Origin of the sequence: Nonomuraea sp. NPDC049269, from assembly GCF_043197155.1 — a bacterium.
Classification (GTDB): Bacteria; Actinomycetota; Actinomycetes; order Streptosporangiales; family Streptosporangiaceae; genus Nonomuraea.
The window spans coordinates 322,366-338,879 of the sequence record NZ_JBICSO010000005.1; the positions used below are offsets into that span (position 1 = coordinate 322,366).

The window sequence follows — 16,514 nt, forward strand, 5'->3', positions numbered from 1 at the left end:
GCTCAGGCCGGGCCCTTCTGCCTGGCGCCGAGCAGGTAGAGCAGGGCGCCCACCAGGAGCGAGGCCAGGGCGATGCCGCCCACCAGCCAGAACCACGTGCCGTAGGAGATCCGTGCCCCGAACAGGGCGAAGGAGCCGGCGTCGTTGGAGATCAGCGGCGTCCACGAGCCCGACAGCGTGGCGATCACCCCCACCAGCGAGGCCAGGGCGCCGACGATCGAGGCCACCCAGAAGACCGCGGGCGAGGCCAGCCGCCGCGCCTCGAACTGGGTCCGGTAGCGGCGCACGATGATGAGCACGTCGATGAACAGCACCACGATCGACAGGCACCAGATGACCGTGACCGCCGCCTGCAGCACGTTGTAGACCTCGGTCTGCGCGTCGGCCGGCGCGGCCGCCGCGAAGGGCACCACGACGAACGCCACCACGGTGAAGAGCGCGGCCAGCACCGTCTGGATCCACACCGCCACGTCCGGCACCTTCTGCGCGTTGACGTGCGAGACGGCCTGGGGCAGCCGCCGGTCGAGCCCCGAGACGAAGATCAGCCGGGCGAAGGAGTAGTTGTAGACGACGGTGATGATGAAGAACATCGCCGCCAGCAGGAGCGCCACCAGCTTGCCCGCCCACTCGCCCAGCCCGATGCCGACCGCGGCCGCCACCGAGGTGATCTGCGCCGACCGGTCCGCCGGGACCGAGACCATCACGCCCCAGGTGGCGGCGAGGTAGGCGATCATCACGGCGAGCGAGCCCCACAGCAGGTAGCGGGTGACCGCGCGGTCCTGCCGGATCTCCACACCCATGTTCAGCGGCACCTCGACGCCGAGCAGGGCCAGCACCGCCAGGCCGAAGAAGCTCCAGTTGGCGAAGTTGATCCCGTGCTCGGCCGACGGGCTCCAGGCCGCGAAGTCCCACGGGTTCGTCGCCGCCGCGTTCCCCTTCAGCAGGTGGGCGACTCCGGCCGCGAAGATCAGCAGGATGGCCAGGCCGTACGAGAGGAAGACGACGTTGACCACGTTCTGCGTCAGCCGGAACCGCAGCACGGCCAGCACGGCGGCCAGCACCAGGATCGCCACGATCAGCCCGCCCTGCGCCTGCACCGGAAGCCCGCCCACGGCGGGGAACACGAAGCCGAGGAACGAGATCGTCAGCGTGCCCGTGGCCACCATCACCAGCACGCCCGGCCACCACGCGCAGAACCCCGCGAAGAACCCCCAGAACGGCCCGAAAGCCTTGCTGGTCCACAAGTAGATCGAGCCCTCGCCGGGGAACATGGCGCCGAGCTGCCCGGTCACGATCGCGCACGGGATGAGGAACAGCGCGAACGCGATGATCCACCAGCCGAACGCGGCCGGACCGGCGCTCTGGATCACCGCGGCGTTCGTGATGAACAGCACGATCGCCACGAAGATGGCGACCATGTCGAACGTGGTGAGCACCTTCGGCAGGATCCCGCCCGCCACGCGCTCGGACAGCAGGTCGTCGCCGGACGTCGACATGAGCGCCCCCTCAGCAGCGTCTACCTGCCAAGATCCGCCGCGCCCCGACCGGCGTCAAGCAGCCACGTGGGCTCCACACGGAGTGTTTGACGCTTGGACCGCTTCGTGGGGGGCCGTCGTGATGGCGTCAGGGGCGAGAGGCCTCGTCCAGGAGGTGCAGTTCGTCGGTGGTCAGGGTGAGCGCGGCCGCCGTGAGGAGCGGCTGGAGCTGCCTGACGTCGCGGGCGCTGGCGATCGGCGCGGTAATCGTGGGCTGGGCGGCGAGCCACGCCAGCGCCACCGCCGCCGGTTCGACGCCCCGCTCGGCGGCCACCTTGGTGAGGGCGTCGATCACCCGCGGTCCGTGATCCGTCTCCAGGTACGAGGCCGCCTGTCCCGCCCGCGGGCTGTCGACCGTGGTCCCCGGCGTGTACTTGCCGGTCAGGAAGCCGCGGGCCAGCGAGAAGTATGGCGTGCTGGACAGCCCCTCCCTGGCCACCACGTCCCGCAGCTCACCCTCATAGCCGCGCTCAACCAGGTTGTACGGCTGCTGGAGCGCGACGTACCTCGGCAGGCCCTCGTCGCCGGCCACCCGCAACGCCTCCGCCAGCCGGTCGGCGCCGTAGTTGGAGGCGCCGATGTGGCGGATCTTGCCCTCCTCGATCAGCGCTCCGAACGTGGCCAGCGTGTCCGCGAGCGGGGTGTCGCGGTCGTCGACGTGCGCCCAGTAGAGGTCGATCCGGTCGGTACGCAGCCGGCGCAGAGAGTTCTCGACGGCGGTGCGGATGGTCGCGGGCGCCAGGCCCTCCAGACCCTTCAGCATGCCGACCTTGGTGGCCAGCACGATCGAGTCGCGGTTGCCGCGCTCCGCCAGCCAGTCACCGATGATCATCTCGGAGGTGGACTCGCCGGTGGCCCAGTAGGGATAGACGTCGGCAGTGTCGATGAAGTTGCCGCCGCCCTCGACGTACGCGTCGAGCACCGCGAAGGACGCCGCTCGGTCGGCGGTCCAGCCGAAGACGTTGGGGCCAAGACATATCGGGAACACGGACAGATCCGTGGTGGCGATTGATCTCATCCTCGCTATTATCCGCGCACCGAAAAAGGAGACTGCGGTGGCTTCCCGATTGCGCGGCTGCCTGGTCGGCGCGGTCTCCTGCTTCATCGTGAGGGCGAGCCCGCCACTCAGCCGGTTTCGGCCGAGGTGGTCGGGGAGAAGCGGCTCGACGAGCGCAGGGTGGAGCTGACGATCAGGTCACGGGCGCCGGCCGACACCACGAAGGTGCCCCGAGCAGCGCGCCGTGTGGTGCGCCCACAACCTCTACGACCAGGTCGGGAAGCTCAAGGGGGTCGAGCTCTACGTGGCTGCGGGTGCGGGTGACCTGGTCGAGGACCTCGCCAAGCGGGCCGCGCGGCTTGCGGGGCTGGGGATTCCCGTACGGACGCATTTCTACCGAGGCGGGCACGACCACGCCTCCTGGCGGCGGGAGCCGCACCGGGCCTACCCCATGCTCACCCGGGCCATCGGAGCCCCATGAGGTCCGCACGTACGAGGCTCTCGCCTTCACGGCATTACCGGGGGGTTATAGGTGGCGCTAGGGTGCGGCTGTGGAGGTCGGCGACGCGCGGACGCGCATCCTGGACGCGGCGGAGGAACTCTTCGCCGGTGGCGGTTACGAGGCCACGCCGACCGCGCTCATCGCCAGGCTGGCCGCGGTGCCCAAAGGGCTCATCTTCCACTACTTCCCGCGCAAGATCGATGTCCTGGTCGCGCTGATCGACGAGCGCACCCTGGTCGAAGAGGGGCATGACGTCGACGCCGTGCCCGGCGACCCGGCGGGCACGCTGTCGCGGCTGGCCCGCAGGCTGCCGCTGCACGCCTCACCGGCGATGCGGCGCATCCTGTTCCGTGAGGCCGACACGCACGGTTCGGTCAAGGAGCGGCTCGGCCGCCTCAACGGCGAGCTGATCAGCCGGGCCAGGTTCGCGCTCGAACTGGCGCTGCCGGGCGCGCGGGGCGGGGCGGCCCGGCTGGAGGTGGCGGCGGCCACGTTCGCGGCCGTACTGCTCTACCAGGAGAACCTCTGCCAGCTAACCGGCCACCAGATCGACCCCGACGCGGTCGCGGAACTCATCGCCCACTCGCTCATCTGACAGCTCGTCGAGGGCCGACTTCAGGTGGGCGAGCAGCCCCCAGACGTCGTCCATCCGCTCAGGGCAGGCCACCACGCCGAAGTCGAGCATGCCGTCGTAGGAGAAGCAGGTGATGTTCACGCCGCCGCTCAGGTCGGTCAGCACCGACAGCGGATAATACGACAGGATCCGTCCCCCGCACAGGTACAACGGGAACTGCGGCCCGGGCACGTTGCTGATGATCAGGTTGATCGGCGGGAACGTCACCGACGCCAGCCGGAAGATCATCGGGGTCGCCAGGCTGGTGATGGGCGCGGGCAGCAGCGAGCAGAGCTCGTTCAGCCAGGCGGGCGGCGCCAGCGCGAAGCGCCGCTTGGCCGCGCTCATCGTGGCGCCGACGGTCCGCAGCCGTCGCACCGGATCGGCGACGTTCGTGGGCATCGGGGTGACCATGGCGGCGATCTGGTTGCCCACCACCTCCCCGGCATCGGCCGTACGGACCGCGACGGGAACCGCGACGATCAGCGGCTCGTCGGGCAGCGCGTCACGCTCCTCCAGCCACGACCGCAGCGCCGACGTGCAGAGCGCCATGACGATGTCGTTGACGCTCATCCCGTTGGCCTTGGCCACGTTCTTGACGTCCTTGAGCGAGACCGAACCGAACGACAGGTGCCGGCGTCCGCTGATCGGCCCGTTGAACGGCGTGCGCGGGACGGTCAGGCCGGGGAGTTCGGGGCGGCGCTTCCCGTCGCGGGCGACGAACCTGGCCGCCTTGGCGATCAGCCGCGAGCCGGGGATGGTGGCGGCCAGGGGGATCGCGTCGAGGTCACCGGCCGCCTTGACGGCCGAGCGGAGGGCGCGTACGGGGTGGGTCGCGGTCTGAACGGCGGCGCCCGACAGCATGCTCACCAGGCTGGGGGCCTGGTCTTTCGCGGATCGGCGAGCCGCGTCCGGTGCCTTGTCCCAGACTTTGTCCACGACCTTGCCCGTCCCGCCCGTCCCGCCCGTCCCGCCCGTCCCGCCCGTCCCATGGGCCCCGCCGGTCCCGCCCGTTCGTCCTGTCGGGCTGATCTGGCCCGTCTGTTCCGTCCGGCTGATCTGGCTTGGCGGCTGGCCCGGCTTGCAGGTGAGTGGGAGTGCATGGCGGGCGTTGGGGGAGAGGTCGAGCAGCGTGGCGAGCGTTTCCGCGCCTGAGACGCCGTCGATGGCCGCGTGATGCACCTTGGTGTAGACACCGATCAGACCGCCGGCCAACCCGTTGATCAGGTGCATCTCCCACAGCGGATGGGCCCGGTCGAGCCGGCGGGCGTGGATGGCGGCCACCGCCTCGGCGAGCTGCCGCTCACCGCCGGGCGCGGGCAGCGTCATCTCGAACAGGTGGTTGCCGATCTCGAAATCGGGGTCGGGCACCCAGTAAGGCCGGTCGAGCCCGAGCGGCACCTCCGCCAGTCGCAGGCTGAGCGCGGGTGATAGGTGCAGCCGCTCCAGCAGCAAGGCCGCGAGGTTGTCGCGGGTCACGTAGCCGTCGGCTGGATCAAGGATCGCCAGGCCCGCCACGTGAGCGGCGGTGGTCGCGGACTCGACATTGAGGAACTGGGCGTCGAGGGCGGTGAGCTGGCGCATCTGCTCTCCCTTTCTCGGAATGTGGCTACCATCACACGCGAGGATTGCCGCGACGTTTCCGCGAGAGTCTTTCAGATGAATTCGGGTAGGCCGTACGACCCTTTAGTCAATGCGCAGCTCACACCGGATCGGTGACAATTATCTATCCGTGGACAACGGAAATAGGGTGTCGTACGACGGCGCCGAAGTGATATCCGAACGGGTGGTGCGGCGTGGTCAGCGGCTGCGTCACGCCTGTCTCGTCGGTCGCCCGCGCCATCAGCTCGTACGCCCCCGCCGGCTTGGGCGCCCACTCGATGTGCCACGGCAGCCAGGCGCTGACCAGGTGCCGGCCGTGGTGTTCGGCCTGGTGCCAGCTCCGCCCACCGTCGATGCTGACCTCGACCCGGACGATCCGTCCCTGTCCCGACCACGACCTGCCGTGCAGGATGTACGGTCGACCGGCCGTCAGCCGCGCATTCCACGCGAGTTCGAAAGCGCTCTTCACCGGCTGGGTCGTTACGTCGCGGTAAAAGACGGTGTTCCACGGTGAAGTGAGCTCGCGGGTCGCCACTTCGATGTCACCCAGCCATTTGATGGACGCTATTCCCACCCATCCCGGCACCACCAGGCGTACCGGAAATCCGTGGTCGGGCGGGAGCGGCTGACCGTTCATCTCGTAGGCGACCAGCACGTCGTCCATGGCCTTGCCGACGGGGAGCGGCCTGCGTACATGCCCGTGGTCCTCGAACAGCGCGTCGAGACCGCTCGGCAGCAGATCCACGGCGTCCCGCCGCAGGCCCGCGTGCTGGAGCAGGTAGCTGAGCGGCACCCCGCGCCACCGCGCCACCCCGATCCCGCCCAGTCCCCACTGGGTGCCCGGGGCCGGATTGTGCTGCTGCGTCCCGTACAGTCGGCGCCCGTTTCCGGCGCACTCGATCGCGGCGTCGACGGTCCGTGACGGCATGGCACGAAGCTGGTCGTAGGTGTACTCGCCAGGACATCGCAGCCCCGAGCCGTGGAGCCGGAGCCGCCAGGTCGTGGGGTTGATGTTGGGGGTGTACGTATGATTCCGCACGAAAAATCGGTCTATTGGGGTGTGGTATCCCTGCCCAGCCATGGCTTCCCACCGCATCTCGGCGCTGCCGTCGTGGACCCTGAACAGGTGGGCGGGCAACGGCTTGACGATCGTCGCGAGAGCTTGCTCCATGGGGCGTCACCTCCATAGTCCGTATTTCCTACTGGGAAACCATTTAATCGCGACTCGGAGCTTCTCTCCAGCTGGTCCGCATGAGAACATGCCCGCGATTCAGACGGTGGCACATGGCGCGGGGCCATGGAGGCATGCCAGCAAGGCCGCGAAAGGTGACCGGCAGCCGGCTGACGATGGGGCTATAGACGCCTGCTGGCGAGGCCGCAAGAGGTGACCATTCGGTGGGCGACTCCTTAGCGGTCGGCAAGAGGGGGCGGTGGGTGGTGTCTGGTCGCCATGGTCAAGGAGCGACAGCAAGTTTTGGACATGGCATGGGGCCCTGACATCTCGACCTTCACGGGCGGGCTCCTAGCGTGGATCTGAGGGACACAGCGAGGGGGCCGCGATGTTCATCCAGGTGATTCAGGGACAGATCACGGACACCGGCGAGATGCGTACGGCGTTGGATCGCTGGCATGCCGAGCTCGCGCCGGGAGCGGACGGCTGGCTCGGCACGACCGCCGGCGTTACCGACGACGGCATGTTCGTGAACACGGCGCGGTTCGAGTCGCAGGAGGTGGCACGGCGCAACAGCGAGCGGCCAGAGCAGGGTCAGTGGTGGGCCGAGACCGCCAAGCTCTTCAGCGGTGAGGTGGCCTTCCATGACTGCACCGAGGTGTACATGTACTTGGAGGGCGGGTCAGATACGGCGGGATTCGTTCAGGTGATGCAGGGACGGATCCGGGACCCGCAGCGCATGCACGAGATCATCGTTCGGGGCGAGCGGGGCTTGGCCGAGGTCCGGCCTGACCTCATCGGTGGGTTCGCCGCCCTGCATGGAGACGGCGGATACACAGAGGTCGCGTACTTCACCTCCGAGCAGGCGGCCAGAGAAGGCGAGGGCAAGCCGCTCCCGGCCGAGATGCGGGAGCTCTTCGAGGCGTGGAAGGGAATGTTCGAGGGCGAGCCCACGTACTTCGACCTGCGCGACCCGTGGCTGTACTCGCCGCCCCCTAAGACCGCCTAAGGCTTCCGCAGGGCGGGGCTGACGGGACTGCTTGCGCGGATCACGTTCGCTGTGAGGAGGGTGCGTGATGCCCTGCTTGCGCGGGTCGTGTCCGGTCTGAAGAGCGTGGTGGACGTCGTGATCGTGCGGGTCACGCTGCGCTCCAAAGAGCCGGGTTGACAGCCTGTTTGCGCGGGTCGCGTTCGCTGTGAGGAAGGTGGTTGATGGCCTGTTCGTGGGGGTCGCGTTTGCTGCGACGGTCTCACAGGGCATCGTCCTCCTCCCGGTCCGCTGGTCGGGGCGCTCGTGGGCGAGGTTGAGCTGCGGGTGAATGGGCGGGAGCTCAGTTGGGGACGAGTGAGTCGAAGGGCTTGCCGGCGTTGAGGTGCTGGATGAGGGACTCTAAGCCCTGCCGGTCCCCGTTGGTCCGGAGCCAGCGGTCAACTTGGCAGGCGGCCTTGGCATACGTGTTCGGCTCCTTGCTGGCCGTGCTCAGCCACTCGTCCAAGGAGACCGGTAGTGGCGCGGTCGGTGGGACCAGGCAGCGGTCGCCGGTCGTTCGCGGGGCGAGGTAGCGGGGGTCTTCGGAGACGACTACGGCGAGGCCCTCGTCGAACCATTGCGGGATCTCTGCCCCGGAGGTGAGGCGGGTGTGGAGCTCGACGTGGGACATCTCGTGGGACGCGATGACCGTGTCGAGGCCGCGGGGTGACAGCATCACCGAGCGGTCCAGGACGGCGATGCCGCGCTCCTGGTGGCCGCCGATGTGCTGGTAGCACTCCTCGGTGGTGCAGATGAGCAGGCTGGGTGAGCTCTTCCTGCCGCCGTAGAAGGTGTCGACTCTCTTCGTGGCGGCGTCGACCGTCTGGCTGACCTGTGATCGTTGCTGGGGCGATAGGTCGTGCTCGGTGTAGACGCCTGGGCGGAGCTCTGTCAGGCCATAGCAGCCGGGGCAGGTCGTGGCGGCCACGGACGGGTAGGCCACCGCCACGCCGGCGATGGCGGCGACGAGCAGCACGGCCAGCGCCGCGAGAGCCCGGGTCCAGATCTTGCGGGCCCTCGGCAGGGCTCTCGATCGTTTGGGCGCCGGTGGCATGATCGCCGTCCTTTCGTGGGGGTGATGGTGGGGATTACTTTCTCGTATTTGGCTGGGGAACCACATCAACCTGTGGGTGGTCATCCTTGGGGATGACATGGGGGATGACCGGTGGGCGGGTTGGGCCGTGGCGGCGTGTCGTTCGTGGGGACCGGCTTCGTGGGGATCGCCTTTGGGGGACCGGCTTCGGGGCATCGCCTTCGGGGGACCGGCTTCGTCGGGATCGCTTTCGGAGGACCAATTCCGTGGGGATCGCCTTTGTGGCGTAGCCGGATGGGCCTTCGTGTGATGAGTTTTGAGGCGCCGGGCGGTCTTCATCGGGACCGAAAGCGACCACGAGTGGCTGGAGGAGCTACATGGGTAAGGTCATCTTCTCGATTTCGATGTCCCTCGACGGTTTCATCGCCGCGCCGAACGACGAGCCTGGGCGGGGGCTCGGGGAGGGCGGGGAGGTTCTGCACGACTGGGTGCATGGTGGCGAGTGGGGCAGCTTCGGGCCGAAGGGGATCGATGCGGAGGTCCTGGGCGAGCTGGCCGCTGAGGTGGGGGCGATCATCGTCGGGCGGAGGACGTTCGATATGTCGGAGGCTTGGGGTGGTCATTCGCCGGGTGGACTGCCCTGTTTCGTGATGACTCATCGGCCGCCGGAGGAGTGGGTCAGAGAGGGCTCGCCGTTCACGTTCGTCACCGACGGCGTTGAGAGCGCGTTGGCGCAGGCGCGGGCGGTGGCGGGAGATCGGGGCATCGCGATCGGCGGCGGGGCCGATGTGGGGCGGCAGTTTCTCCGTGCCGGGCTCGTCGACGACCTGCAGATCCACCTGGCGCCCGTGCTGCTGGGGGAAGGGATCAGGTTGTTCGAGATCGGGGGCGAGCAGGTCCGGTTGCTGCGGACTCGGGTGTTGGAGTCGCCGTTCGCCACACACCTGAGGTTTGAGGTGGCGAAGAATTGACGCGCTCCCCGGGATGAGTCCCGGGGAGCCGGCGCGTTCCGCGCGGGGCGATCGGACGATGGCCGCGCCGCCCAGCCGGGAAACGCGGAGGGCTGCGCCTACCGGCCGAGGAATGCCAGCAGGCGCTCCAACGGCCAGGTGTTGATGACGTCCTCCGTGGTCAGCCACGCGCGCTGGGCGATCCCGATGCCGAACCGCTGGTTCGTCAGGTGGGGAATGGCGTGTGAATCGCTGTCGATCGAGAACTTCACCCCATGGTGCTTCGCCAGCCGTACCAGGTCGGCGGGCAGGTCGGATCTGTCCGGGAAGGAGTCGATCTCCATGGCCGTCCCGGTGCGGCCGGCCGCGCGGAAGACGGCTTCCCAGTCGGCGTCCACCTGCGGGCGTTTGCCGATCTTGCGGGTGGTCGGGTGGCCGATGATGTCGACATAGGGGTTTTCGCAGGCGGCGATGAAGCGGCGGGTCATCTCATCCCGGGACATGCTGAAGTGCGAATGGACCGAGGCCACGCACACGTCGAACTCGCGCAGGATCTCGCCGGGCCAGTCGACGGAGCCGTCGGGGGCGATGTTGAGTTCAGTGCCGTGCAGGAGTCGCATGTCGGGATATTTCTGTTGCAGGTCCGCCACCTGCTGCCGCTGCTCCAGCGCCTTGTCCAGGGTCATCCGCTGCATGGCCAGGTCAGGGGCGTGGTCGGTGACCGCGTAGTAGACGTAGCCGCGGGCGTGGCCCGCCGCCACCATGTCCTCCAGCGAGGCGATGCCGTCCGTCAGGTTGGTGTGCGTGTGCAGGTCGCCCTTGAGGTCGGCGAGTTGTACGAGGGCGGGCAGCTCGCCGCGGAGCGCCGCCTTCACCTCGCCGCCGTCCTCGCGCATGGGCGGAGGTACGAACTGCATGCCGAGCGCGGCGTAGATGTCCTCCTCGGTCTCCGAGGCGATCACCCTTTCACCCTCGAACAGCCCGTATTCCGAGAGCTTCCACCCCTTCTTCACCGCCATCTCCCGGATGGCGACGTTGTGCTCCTTGGAGCCGGTGAAGTACTGCATCGCCGCGCCCCACGACTCGGCGGGCACCACGCGCAGGTCCACCTGGAGGCCGGACGTGGTGCGTACCGACGTCTTCTTGTCGCCCGCCGCGATGACCTCCGCCACATAGGGCTGGGCGCGGAACTCCGTCATGATGGACTCTGGCGCCACGGCCAGGATGTCGATGTCGCCGATCGTGTCCTTCATCCGCCGCAGCGACCCGGCGTAGGCGATGCGCTCGGCCTTCAGCGACGTCATCACCTGCTCGGCCAGGGACATGGCGACGCCGATGTGCACCCTGCGGCCCGACTGTTCGAGCTGCTCGATGCCCTTGAGCAGGTTGGCGAGGGTTTTCGGGCCGAGCCCCTTGACGCCGTCGAGCCGCCCGGAGGTGATCGCCTCGCCGAGTGCCGCCGGGGAGTCGATGCCGTAGTCCTCGAACAGCATGATCGCGGTCTTCGGCCCCAGGGTCGGCACGCGGGTCAGCCGCCGCACCCCTTCGGGCACCCGGCCGCGCAGGTCGTCGAGCTGGCGGAAGCTCCCGCGCTGCAGGAACTCCTCCATCTTCTTGGCGATCGCCTCGCCCACACCCGGCACCCCGCGTACGTCGGCCACCGAGATGTCCTCGGGGAACCCGGCGATCGCCTTGGCGGCCTTCTGATAGCTCCGCACCCGGAACGCGTCGCCGCCGGTCAACGCGAACAGCTCCGCGTATTCGGTAAGCGCCGCCGCCGCATCATCGTTAGCCCTAGCCATGGAGCCAGCTTAGGGATCCACTCCGACAAACGGCGAGCGCGGGGCCAGGCACGGACGGAGCCGGCGTGAGGTCCCGGAGCCGTCCAGGAAGCCCAGGTGACATAAAGGTGATACGCGACAGTGACGGATCGGACGCGTACAGTGTCCAGGGAAGCCCATCGGGACCGGACGAGAGCCCGACCGTCCAGGCGGCCGCGGAACGACCACCCAGATGGGTCAAGAACACGCACGTAACGGCGCCCGACCACCTCCGCCGGAGGAGCGTTCCCCTGGAGAGACCCCAGCACAGCAGGGCGGGTGGGTCCTCCCGTGCTGGCCGTAAAGAAAGCCGTAAAGAAAGCCGCAAAAACAACTCACATACGCACCTCGCGGGGGCGGTACGGGTCGGCGAGGGAGGCCAGGTTCTTGTCGGACAGGGACACGGACAGCGCGGCGAGCGCGTCGTCCACGTGGCCCGGCTTGGTGGCCCCGACGATCGGAGCGGTGACGGTCGGCTGGCGCAGCACCCAGGCCAGCGCGATCTGGGCCGCCGGCAGCCCGTGCTCCCGCGCGACCTCCGCCACCCGGTCCAGGATGAGCCCGTCGTTCGCGGGATCGTAGAGGGCGTCGATGCGCGAGTCGGAGCCCGCCCTGGTCGTCGATTCCGACGCGCCCGCGCGGGCCAGGACGCCGCGCGCCAGCGGGCTCCAAGGGATCACGCCCACGCCCTGGTCCGCGCAGAGCGGGAGCATCTCCCGCTCCTCCTCGCGGTACAGCAGGTTGTAGTGGTTCTGCATGGACACGAACCTGGTCCACCCGTTGTCCTGCGCCACGTGCTGCGCCTTGGCGAACTGCCACGCCCACATGGTCGAGGCGCCGATGTAGCGGACCTTGCCGGACCTGACCACGTCGTGCAGCGCCTCCATGGTCTCCTCGATGGGCGTCTCGTCGTCCCACCGGTGGATCTGGTAAAGGTCCACATAGTCGGTGCCCAGCCGGCGCAGCGAGGCGTCGATCGAGTTGAGGATGTGCTTGCGCGACAGGCCCCGGTCGTTGACCCCCTTGCCCATCGGGAAATAGACCTTCGTGGCCAGCACATAGTCCTCGCGCCTGGGGAAGATCTTGCGCAGGATGTTCCCCGTCACGACCTCGCTCGCGCCGGCGCTGTAGACGTCGGCCGTGTCGAAGAACGTGACACCGCCGTCGGCGGCCCGGCGGACGAGCGGCTCGGCCTCGTCCTCGGGCAGCGCCCATTCCTGCCTGGCCGGATCGCCGTAGCTCATCATGCCCAGGCAGATGCGCGAGACCCGCAGGCCGGTGTCACCAAGTCGTCTGTAATCCATACCGGTAACCCTAGGACCACGTCGCACGGCGTAAGTCAGGCGGGGGCGGGCAGGGAGTGGTGCTCGATGTAGCCGAGAAGCTTTACAGAATCCACGTGGGAAAGACGGTTGGTTCGGTGCTCGCGACGCAGCGTATCGGGGGACGAGTGAATGGTTTGGAAAGCCAGCCGGTTCCCCGGCTGCGCTTACTCGGCATTGTTCCCGCGTCCCCCATGAACATGGCCTGGCTGGCCTTCACGGCCGGGCTCCTCGCCCTGACGGTGCCGGTGCAGTGGGGGTTGGCCGGTTCCGGATCCTCGCTGACGGCCTCGGTGACGTTGCTCGCCCTGCTGGCCGTCCACGCCCAGTTCGTGCTGGGGACTCTGGCGCGCGGGTCCGCGGCGTGGTGGCTGGTCGGCGTGCAGGCGTGGCTGACGTACCTGCCGCTGGCGCTGTTCGGCGCGGCGTGGACGCCGATGTGCGGGCTGCTGGCCGGCGCGCTGCTGCTGGTGGCCGAGCGGATCCGGTCGACGGCGCTGGTGGCGCTGGCCGTGTGCTGCGGGCCCGTCCTGCTCGCGGCTCCCCGCGAGGCGCTCACGGACCGGGGGTGGGCGCTGGCCGGCCCGGTGCTCGGCCTGATGGAGTTCGCCCTGGTGAGCCTGGCGGCGCGGGCGCAGCAACTGGCCGCCGCCAGGACCGACACCATCCGTACGACCGTGGCGCTGGAACGGCGCCGCTTCAGCAGGGACCTGCACGACCTGGTGGGCCACCGGCTCACCGCCCTGGTGCTGAAGACGCAGCTCATCGAGCGGCTGGTCGAGGAGGGCAACGACAAGGCGAAGCTGGAGGTGGGCGAGACGCTGGAACTGCTGCGCACCCTGGCCGGGGACGTGCGGGCCGTCGCCCACGGCGAGCGGCGCTCCTCGCTGGAAAGGGAGATGAGCTCGGCCCGCGCCCTGCTGGAGTCGGTCGGGGTGCGCTGCCAGATCCGGGTGAGCTGCCGGGAGCTGCCCGGGGACGTCGCCGACACGCTCACCCACGCCCTGCGCGAAGGCGTGACCAACGTGCTGCGTCACGCGGAGGCGCGGCACTGCGCCATCCAGTTGCTCGAAGGCGACCAGATGGTCCGGCTGTCGATCAAGAACGACGGCGTCCGCCCGGTACGCAGGGCGGGAGAGCCCGGCCAAGGGCTGATGAACCTCACCGAACGGGTGTCCGGACTGGGCGGCTGGCTGGAGATCACCGCGGTGCGCAGCGGCCAATTCACCTTTTCGGTTTATGTTCCTCAGATAAACAAACGTGTAAAACGCACAAATGCCTATGAGATAAGCACACCTTAGTAATGTTGTGTGTTACTAGACGCCTTCTTCGCGAGTTGTCATTCTCTAATTGACAACGCACGGGAGGTCGCGTCAGATGGACCAGTATGAGCTGTACTGCCTCGCGGACGGTCGTTTCTACGACACCCTCGAGCACAGCACCGCCGAGGACGCTGATTTCCCCATCGTGCGCCGGCCGGTTCCCGAAGGATGGCTGCACGAGGTGACCGAGACCTGGTGCTATTACGCGCCGGGCGGAGCGGCGCCCCTGCCTTCCCAGGGCTGGAAGATTCACGTGTCGGCCCGTGTGGACGACGCCGAACGGGCCGTGGAGACCGTCTGGGACTACTGCATGCCACGCGGGATCGCGTTCAAGTTCCTGCGCGGTGTCCCGGTCCACGTCATGCTCAACTCCAAGGCGGCCTCGCGGGCGTCGAGCGGCAAACTGATCACGATCTACCCCCGCGACGAGGGCCAGCTCGAACTCGTCCTCAAAGAGCTGGACGAACTGCTGCGCGACGTGCGCGGCCCGTACATCCTGAGCGACCTGCGCTACGGCGAGGGACCGCTGTTCGTCCGCTACGGCGGCTTCGCCGAGCGGCACTGCCTGTCCGGCGGCGGCGAGCGGGTGCTGGCCATCGAGGACGGCGGCGGGCAACTCGTGCCCGACGTGCGGGGCGCCACGTTCTCGGTGCCTGCCTGGGCGACGCTGCCCGAGTTCCTGGAACCCCATCTCGCCGCGCGCAACGCCGTGACCACGACCGGCCTGCCGTACGAGATCGAGAAGGTGCTGCACTTCTCCAACGGCGGCGGCGTCTACCTCGGCCGTGACCAGCGGACCGGCGACCGGGTCGTGCTGAAGGAGGCCAGGCCGCACGCCGGGCTCGACACGGCGGGACGCGACGCGGTGGCGCGGCTGACGCACGAGCGCGACATCCTGCGCCGCCTGGCCGGGCTGCCCGCGGCGCCGGACCTGCTCGGCTACTTCACCCTCGGCGAGCATCACTTCCTGGTGCAGGAGTTCGTCGACGGGACCACGCTGCAACGGCGCCTGGTGCACAGGTACCCCCTGACCCGGGCGACCTGCACCCCGGACGACCTCGCCGGCTACACGGACTGGGCCCTCGACACCCTGGACCGGGTGGAGCAGGCGCTCGGGACGCTGCACGAGCGCGGCGTGGTCTTCGGCGACCTGCACCCCGACAACATCCTGCTGACCGAGAGCGGCCGCGTCGTGCTCATCGACTACGAGGTCGCCACGCTCGCCGAGGAGGGCGGTCGCGCCGCGCTGGCCCACCCCGCGTACGTGGCGCCGGCCGACCGGCAGGGCGTCGACGTCGACAGGTACGCGATGGCCTGCCTGCGGCTCGGGCTGTTCGCCCCGCAGTGCACCATCATGCTGCCGTTACACCGGGCCAAGGTCCGGCACCTGGGCGAGATCGTGGGCGACACGTTCACCCCCGAGATCGCGCCGGCCGTGTCCACGATCGCGGGCGACGAGCGCGACGACGGTGAGATGCGCGCCCTGCCGATGCCCGGGAGCGCCCCCTGGCCCGAACTGCGTGCCGCCATGTGGCGGGCCGTCCGGGCCGCCGCGACACCCGAACGCGACGACCGGCTCTTCCCCGGTGACGTGGCCCAGTTCCAGCCGGGCGGCGGCCTCAACCTCGCGTACGGCGCCGCCGGCGTCCTGTACGCCCTGGAGGCGACCGGAGCCGGACGCTTCCCCGAGTACGAGAACTGGCTGCTCTCCCGGGCCAAGCGTCCGGCGCCAGGCTCCGGCCTCGGCTTCTACGACGGCCTGCACGGCATCGCCCACGTACTCAACCTGCTCGGCCACCGGCAGGACGCGCTCGACGTGATCGAGATCAGCCTGCGCGAGAAGTGGGACCGCCTGGAATCGGCGCTCTTCTCCGGCCTGTCCGGCATCGGACTGAACCTCTTCCACCTGGACGAACCCGAACTCGAACAGAGCGCGCTCCGGGCCGTCGACATCTGCGCGGACCGGCTCGGCGGCGCCGACGACGTCCCCGAGCTCAGCGGCGGCACGAATCCACGGGCCGGGCTCATGTACGGCTCCTCGGGACCGGCCCTGCTGTTCCTGCACGCCTACGAACGCACCGGTGACACGGCGCTGCTCGACCTGGCTGCCGTCGCGCTCCGGCAGGACCTGCGCCGCTGCCGCGCGGCCGAGGACGGCTCGCTCCAGGTGAACCAGGGGTGGCGGCTGCTGCCGTACCTGGACGAGGGGTCCGTCGGGATCGGCCTGGTGCTCGCCCGCTACCTGGCGCACCGGGAAGACGAGACGTTCGCGGCCGCACTACGAGATCTGCGGCTGGTCGCGCGTTCCGGGTTCTTCGTCCAGCCGGGGCTGTTCACCGGGCGCGCGGGCATCGTCGCCGCCCTCGGGTGCGGGCTTGGCGGGCCGGCCGACGCCCAGGTCAAGGGCATGCGCTGGCACGCGTTGCCGTACGGCGGCGGTCTGGCCTTCCCCGGCGACCAACTGCTGCGCTTCTCCATGGATTTCGCGACCGGAACGGCAGGCGTCCTGTTCGCCCTCGGCACAGTGATGGGCGAACAGCCGCGACGCCTGCCCTTCCTTGAGGCCGCCGCCGAACGGCGGCCTGACTCCCACCAGTCCCGGAAGGAGGTGTAGAAC

At 69.0% G+C, this 16,514-nt stretch carries 13 protein-coding genes; 6 read left to right on the plus strand and 7 right to left on the minus strand.

What is annotated here, in order from left to right; translation table 11 throughout:
• Positions 1–2 precede the first annotated feature (2 nt).
• Positions 3–1,496: an APC family permease gene (locus ACGFNP_RS29020; RefSeq protein WP_393324295.1), complete on the minus strand. Its 1,494-nt coding sequence runs from the start codon at positions 1,494–1,496 to the stop codon at positions 3–5.
• Between the two features lie 127 nt (positions 1,497–1,623).
• The gene (locus ACGFNP_RS29025; protein ID WP_393324298.1) at positions 1,624–2,553 is read right to left on the minus strand and encodes an aldo/keto reductase; all 930 of its coding nucleotides are present in this window, start codon (positions 2,551–2,553) and stop codon (positions 1,624–1,626) included.
• 223 nt (positions 2,554–2,776) lie between these two features.
• Here ACGFNP_RS29025 and ACGFNP_RS29030 point away from each other — a divergent pair, with 223 nt between their 5' ends.
• Together ACGFNP_RS29030 and ACGFNP_RS29035 are read left to right on the plus strand one after the other, a co-directional pair.
• Positions 2,777–3,013 (plus strand): hypothetical protein, encoded by a 237-nt coding sequence (locus ACGFNP_RS29030; RefSeq protein ID WP_393324301.1) that lies wholly within the window; start codon positions 2,777–2,779, stop codon positions 3,011–3,013.
• A 70-nt stretch (positions 3,014–3,083) separates the two neighbouring features.
• The gene (locus tag ACGFNP_RS29035; protein WP_358312608.1) at positions 3,084–3,629 is read left to right on the plus strand and encodes a helix-turn-helix domain-containing protein; all 546 of its coding nucleotides are present in this window, start codon (positions 3,084–3,086) and stop codon (positions 3,627–3,629) included.
• On the opposite strand, the gene ACGFNP_RS29040 is transcribed toward ACGFNP_RS29035, so the two are convergent.
• Positions 3,567–5,231, minus strand: coding sequence for a wax ester/triacylglycerol synthase family O-acyltransferase (locus ACGFNP_RS29040; RefSeq protein WP_393324304.1), 1,665 nt, complete (start codon positions 5,229–5,231; stop codon positions 3,567–3,569). The two genes, ACGFNP_RS29035 and ACGFNP_RS29040, sit on opposite strands and share 63 nt — an antisense overlap.
• Positions 5,232–5,373: 142 nt before the next feature.
• A complete protein-coding gene (locus ACGFNP_RS29045) occupies positions 5,374–6,420 on the minus strand; it encodes a sulfite oxidase (protein WP_393324307.1) in 1,047 nt (348 codons plus the stop codon).
• A gap of 388 nt (positions 6,421–6,808) precedes the next feature.
• Here ACGFNP_RS29045 and ACGFNP_RS29050 point away from each other — a divergent pair, with 388 nt between their 5' ends.
• Positions 6,809–7,429: a hypothetical protein gene (locus ACGFNP_RS29050; protein WP_358312599.1), complete on the plus strand. Its 621-nt coding sequence runs from the start codon at positions 6,809–6,811 to the stop codon at positions 7,427–7,429.
• A gap of 322 nt (positions 7,430–7,751) precedes the next feature.
• On the opposite strand, the gene ACGFNP_RS29055 is transcribed toward ACGFNP_RS29050, so the two are convergent.
• The gene (locus ACGFNP_RS29055) at positions 7,752–8,504 is read right to left on the minus strand and encodes a hypothetical protein (protein ID WP_393324310.1); all 753 of its coding nucleotides are present in this window, start codon (positions 8,502–8,504) and stop codon (positions 7,752–7,754) included.
• Positions 8,505–8,860: 356 nt separating this feature from the next.
• Here ACGFNP_RS29055 and ACGFNP_RS29060 point away from each other — a divergent pair, with 356 nt between their 5' ends.
• A complete protein-coding gene (locus ACGFNP_RS29060; protein ID WP_393324313.1) occupies positions 8,861–9,454 on the plus strand; it encodes a dihydrofolate reductase family protein in 594 nt (197 codons plus the stop codon).
• Positions 9,455–9,552: 98 nt separating this feature from the next.
• Here ACGFNP_RS29060 and polX read toward each other — a convergent pair whose 3' ends face one another.
• Together polX and ACGFNP_RS29070 are read right to left on the minus strand one after the other, a co-directional pair.
• Positions 9,553–11,235, minus strand: a complete 1,683-nt coding sequence (polX, locus tag ACGFNP_RS29065; protein WP_358312589.1) for a DNA polymerase/3'-5' exonuclease PolX — start codon at positions 11,233–11,235, stop codon at positions 9,553–9,555.
• A gap of 353 nt (positions 11,236–11,588) precedes the next feature.
• The gene (locus ACGFNP_RS29070) at positions 11,589–12,557 is read right to left on the minus strand and encodes an aldo/keto reductase (protein ID WP_358312585.1); all 969 of its coding nucleotides are present in this window, start codon (positions 12,555–12,557) and stop codon (positions 11,589–11,591) included.
• Between the two features lie 212 nt (positions 12,558–12,769).
• Between ACGFNP_RS29070 and ACGFNP_RS29075 the strand changes: the two genes are divergently transcribed.
• Positions 12,770–13,876 (plus strand): sensor histidine kinase, encoded by a 1,107-nt coding sequence (locus tag ACGFNP_RS29075; protein WP_393324318.1) that lies wholly within the window; start codon positions 12,770–12,772, stop codon positions 13,874–13,876.
• Positions 13,877–13,952: 76 nt separating this feature from the next.
• Complete coding sequence (lanKC, locus tag ACGFNP_RS29080) at positions 13,953–16,511, plus strand: class III lanthionine synthetase LanKC (RefSeq protein ID WP_393324321.1); 2,559 nt, start codon at positions 13,953–13,955, stop codon at positions 16,509–16,511.
• Positions 16,512–16,514: the final 3 nt, after the last annotated feature.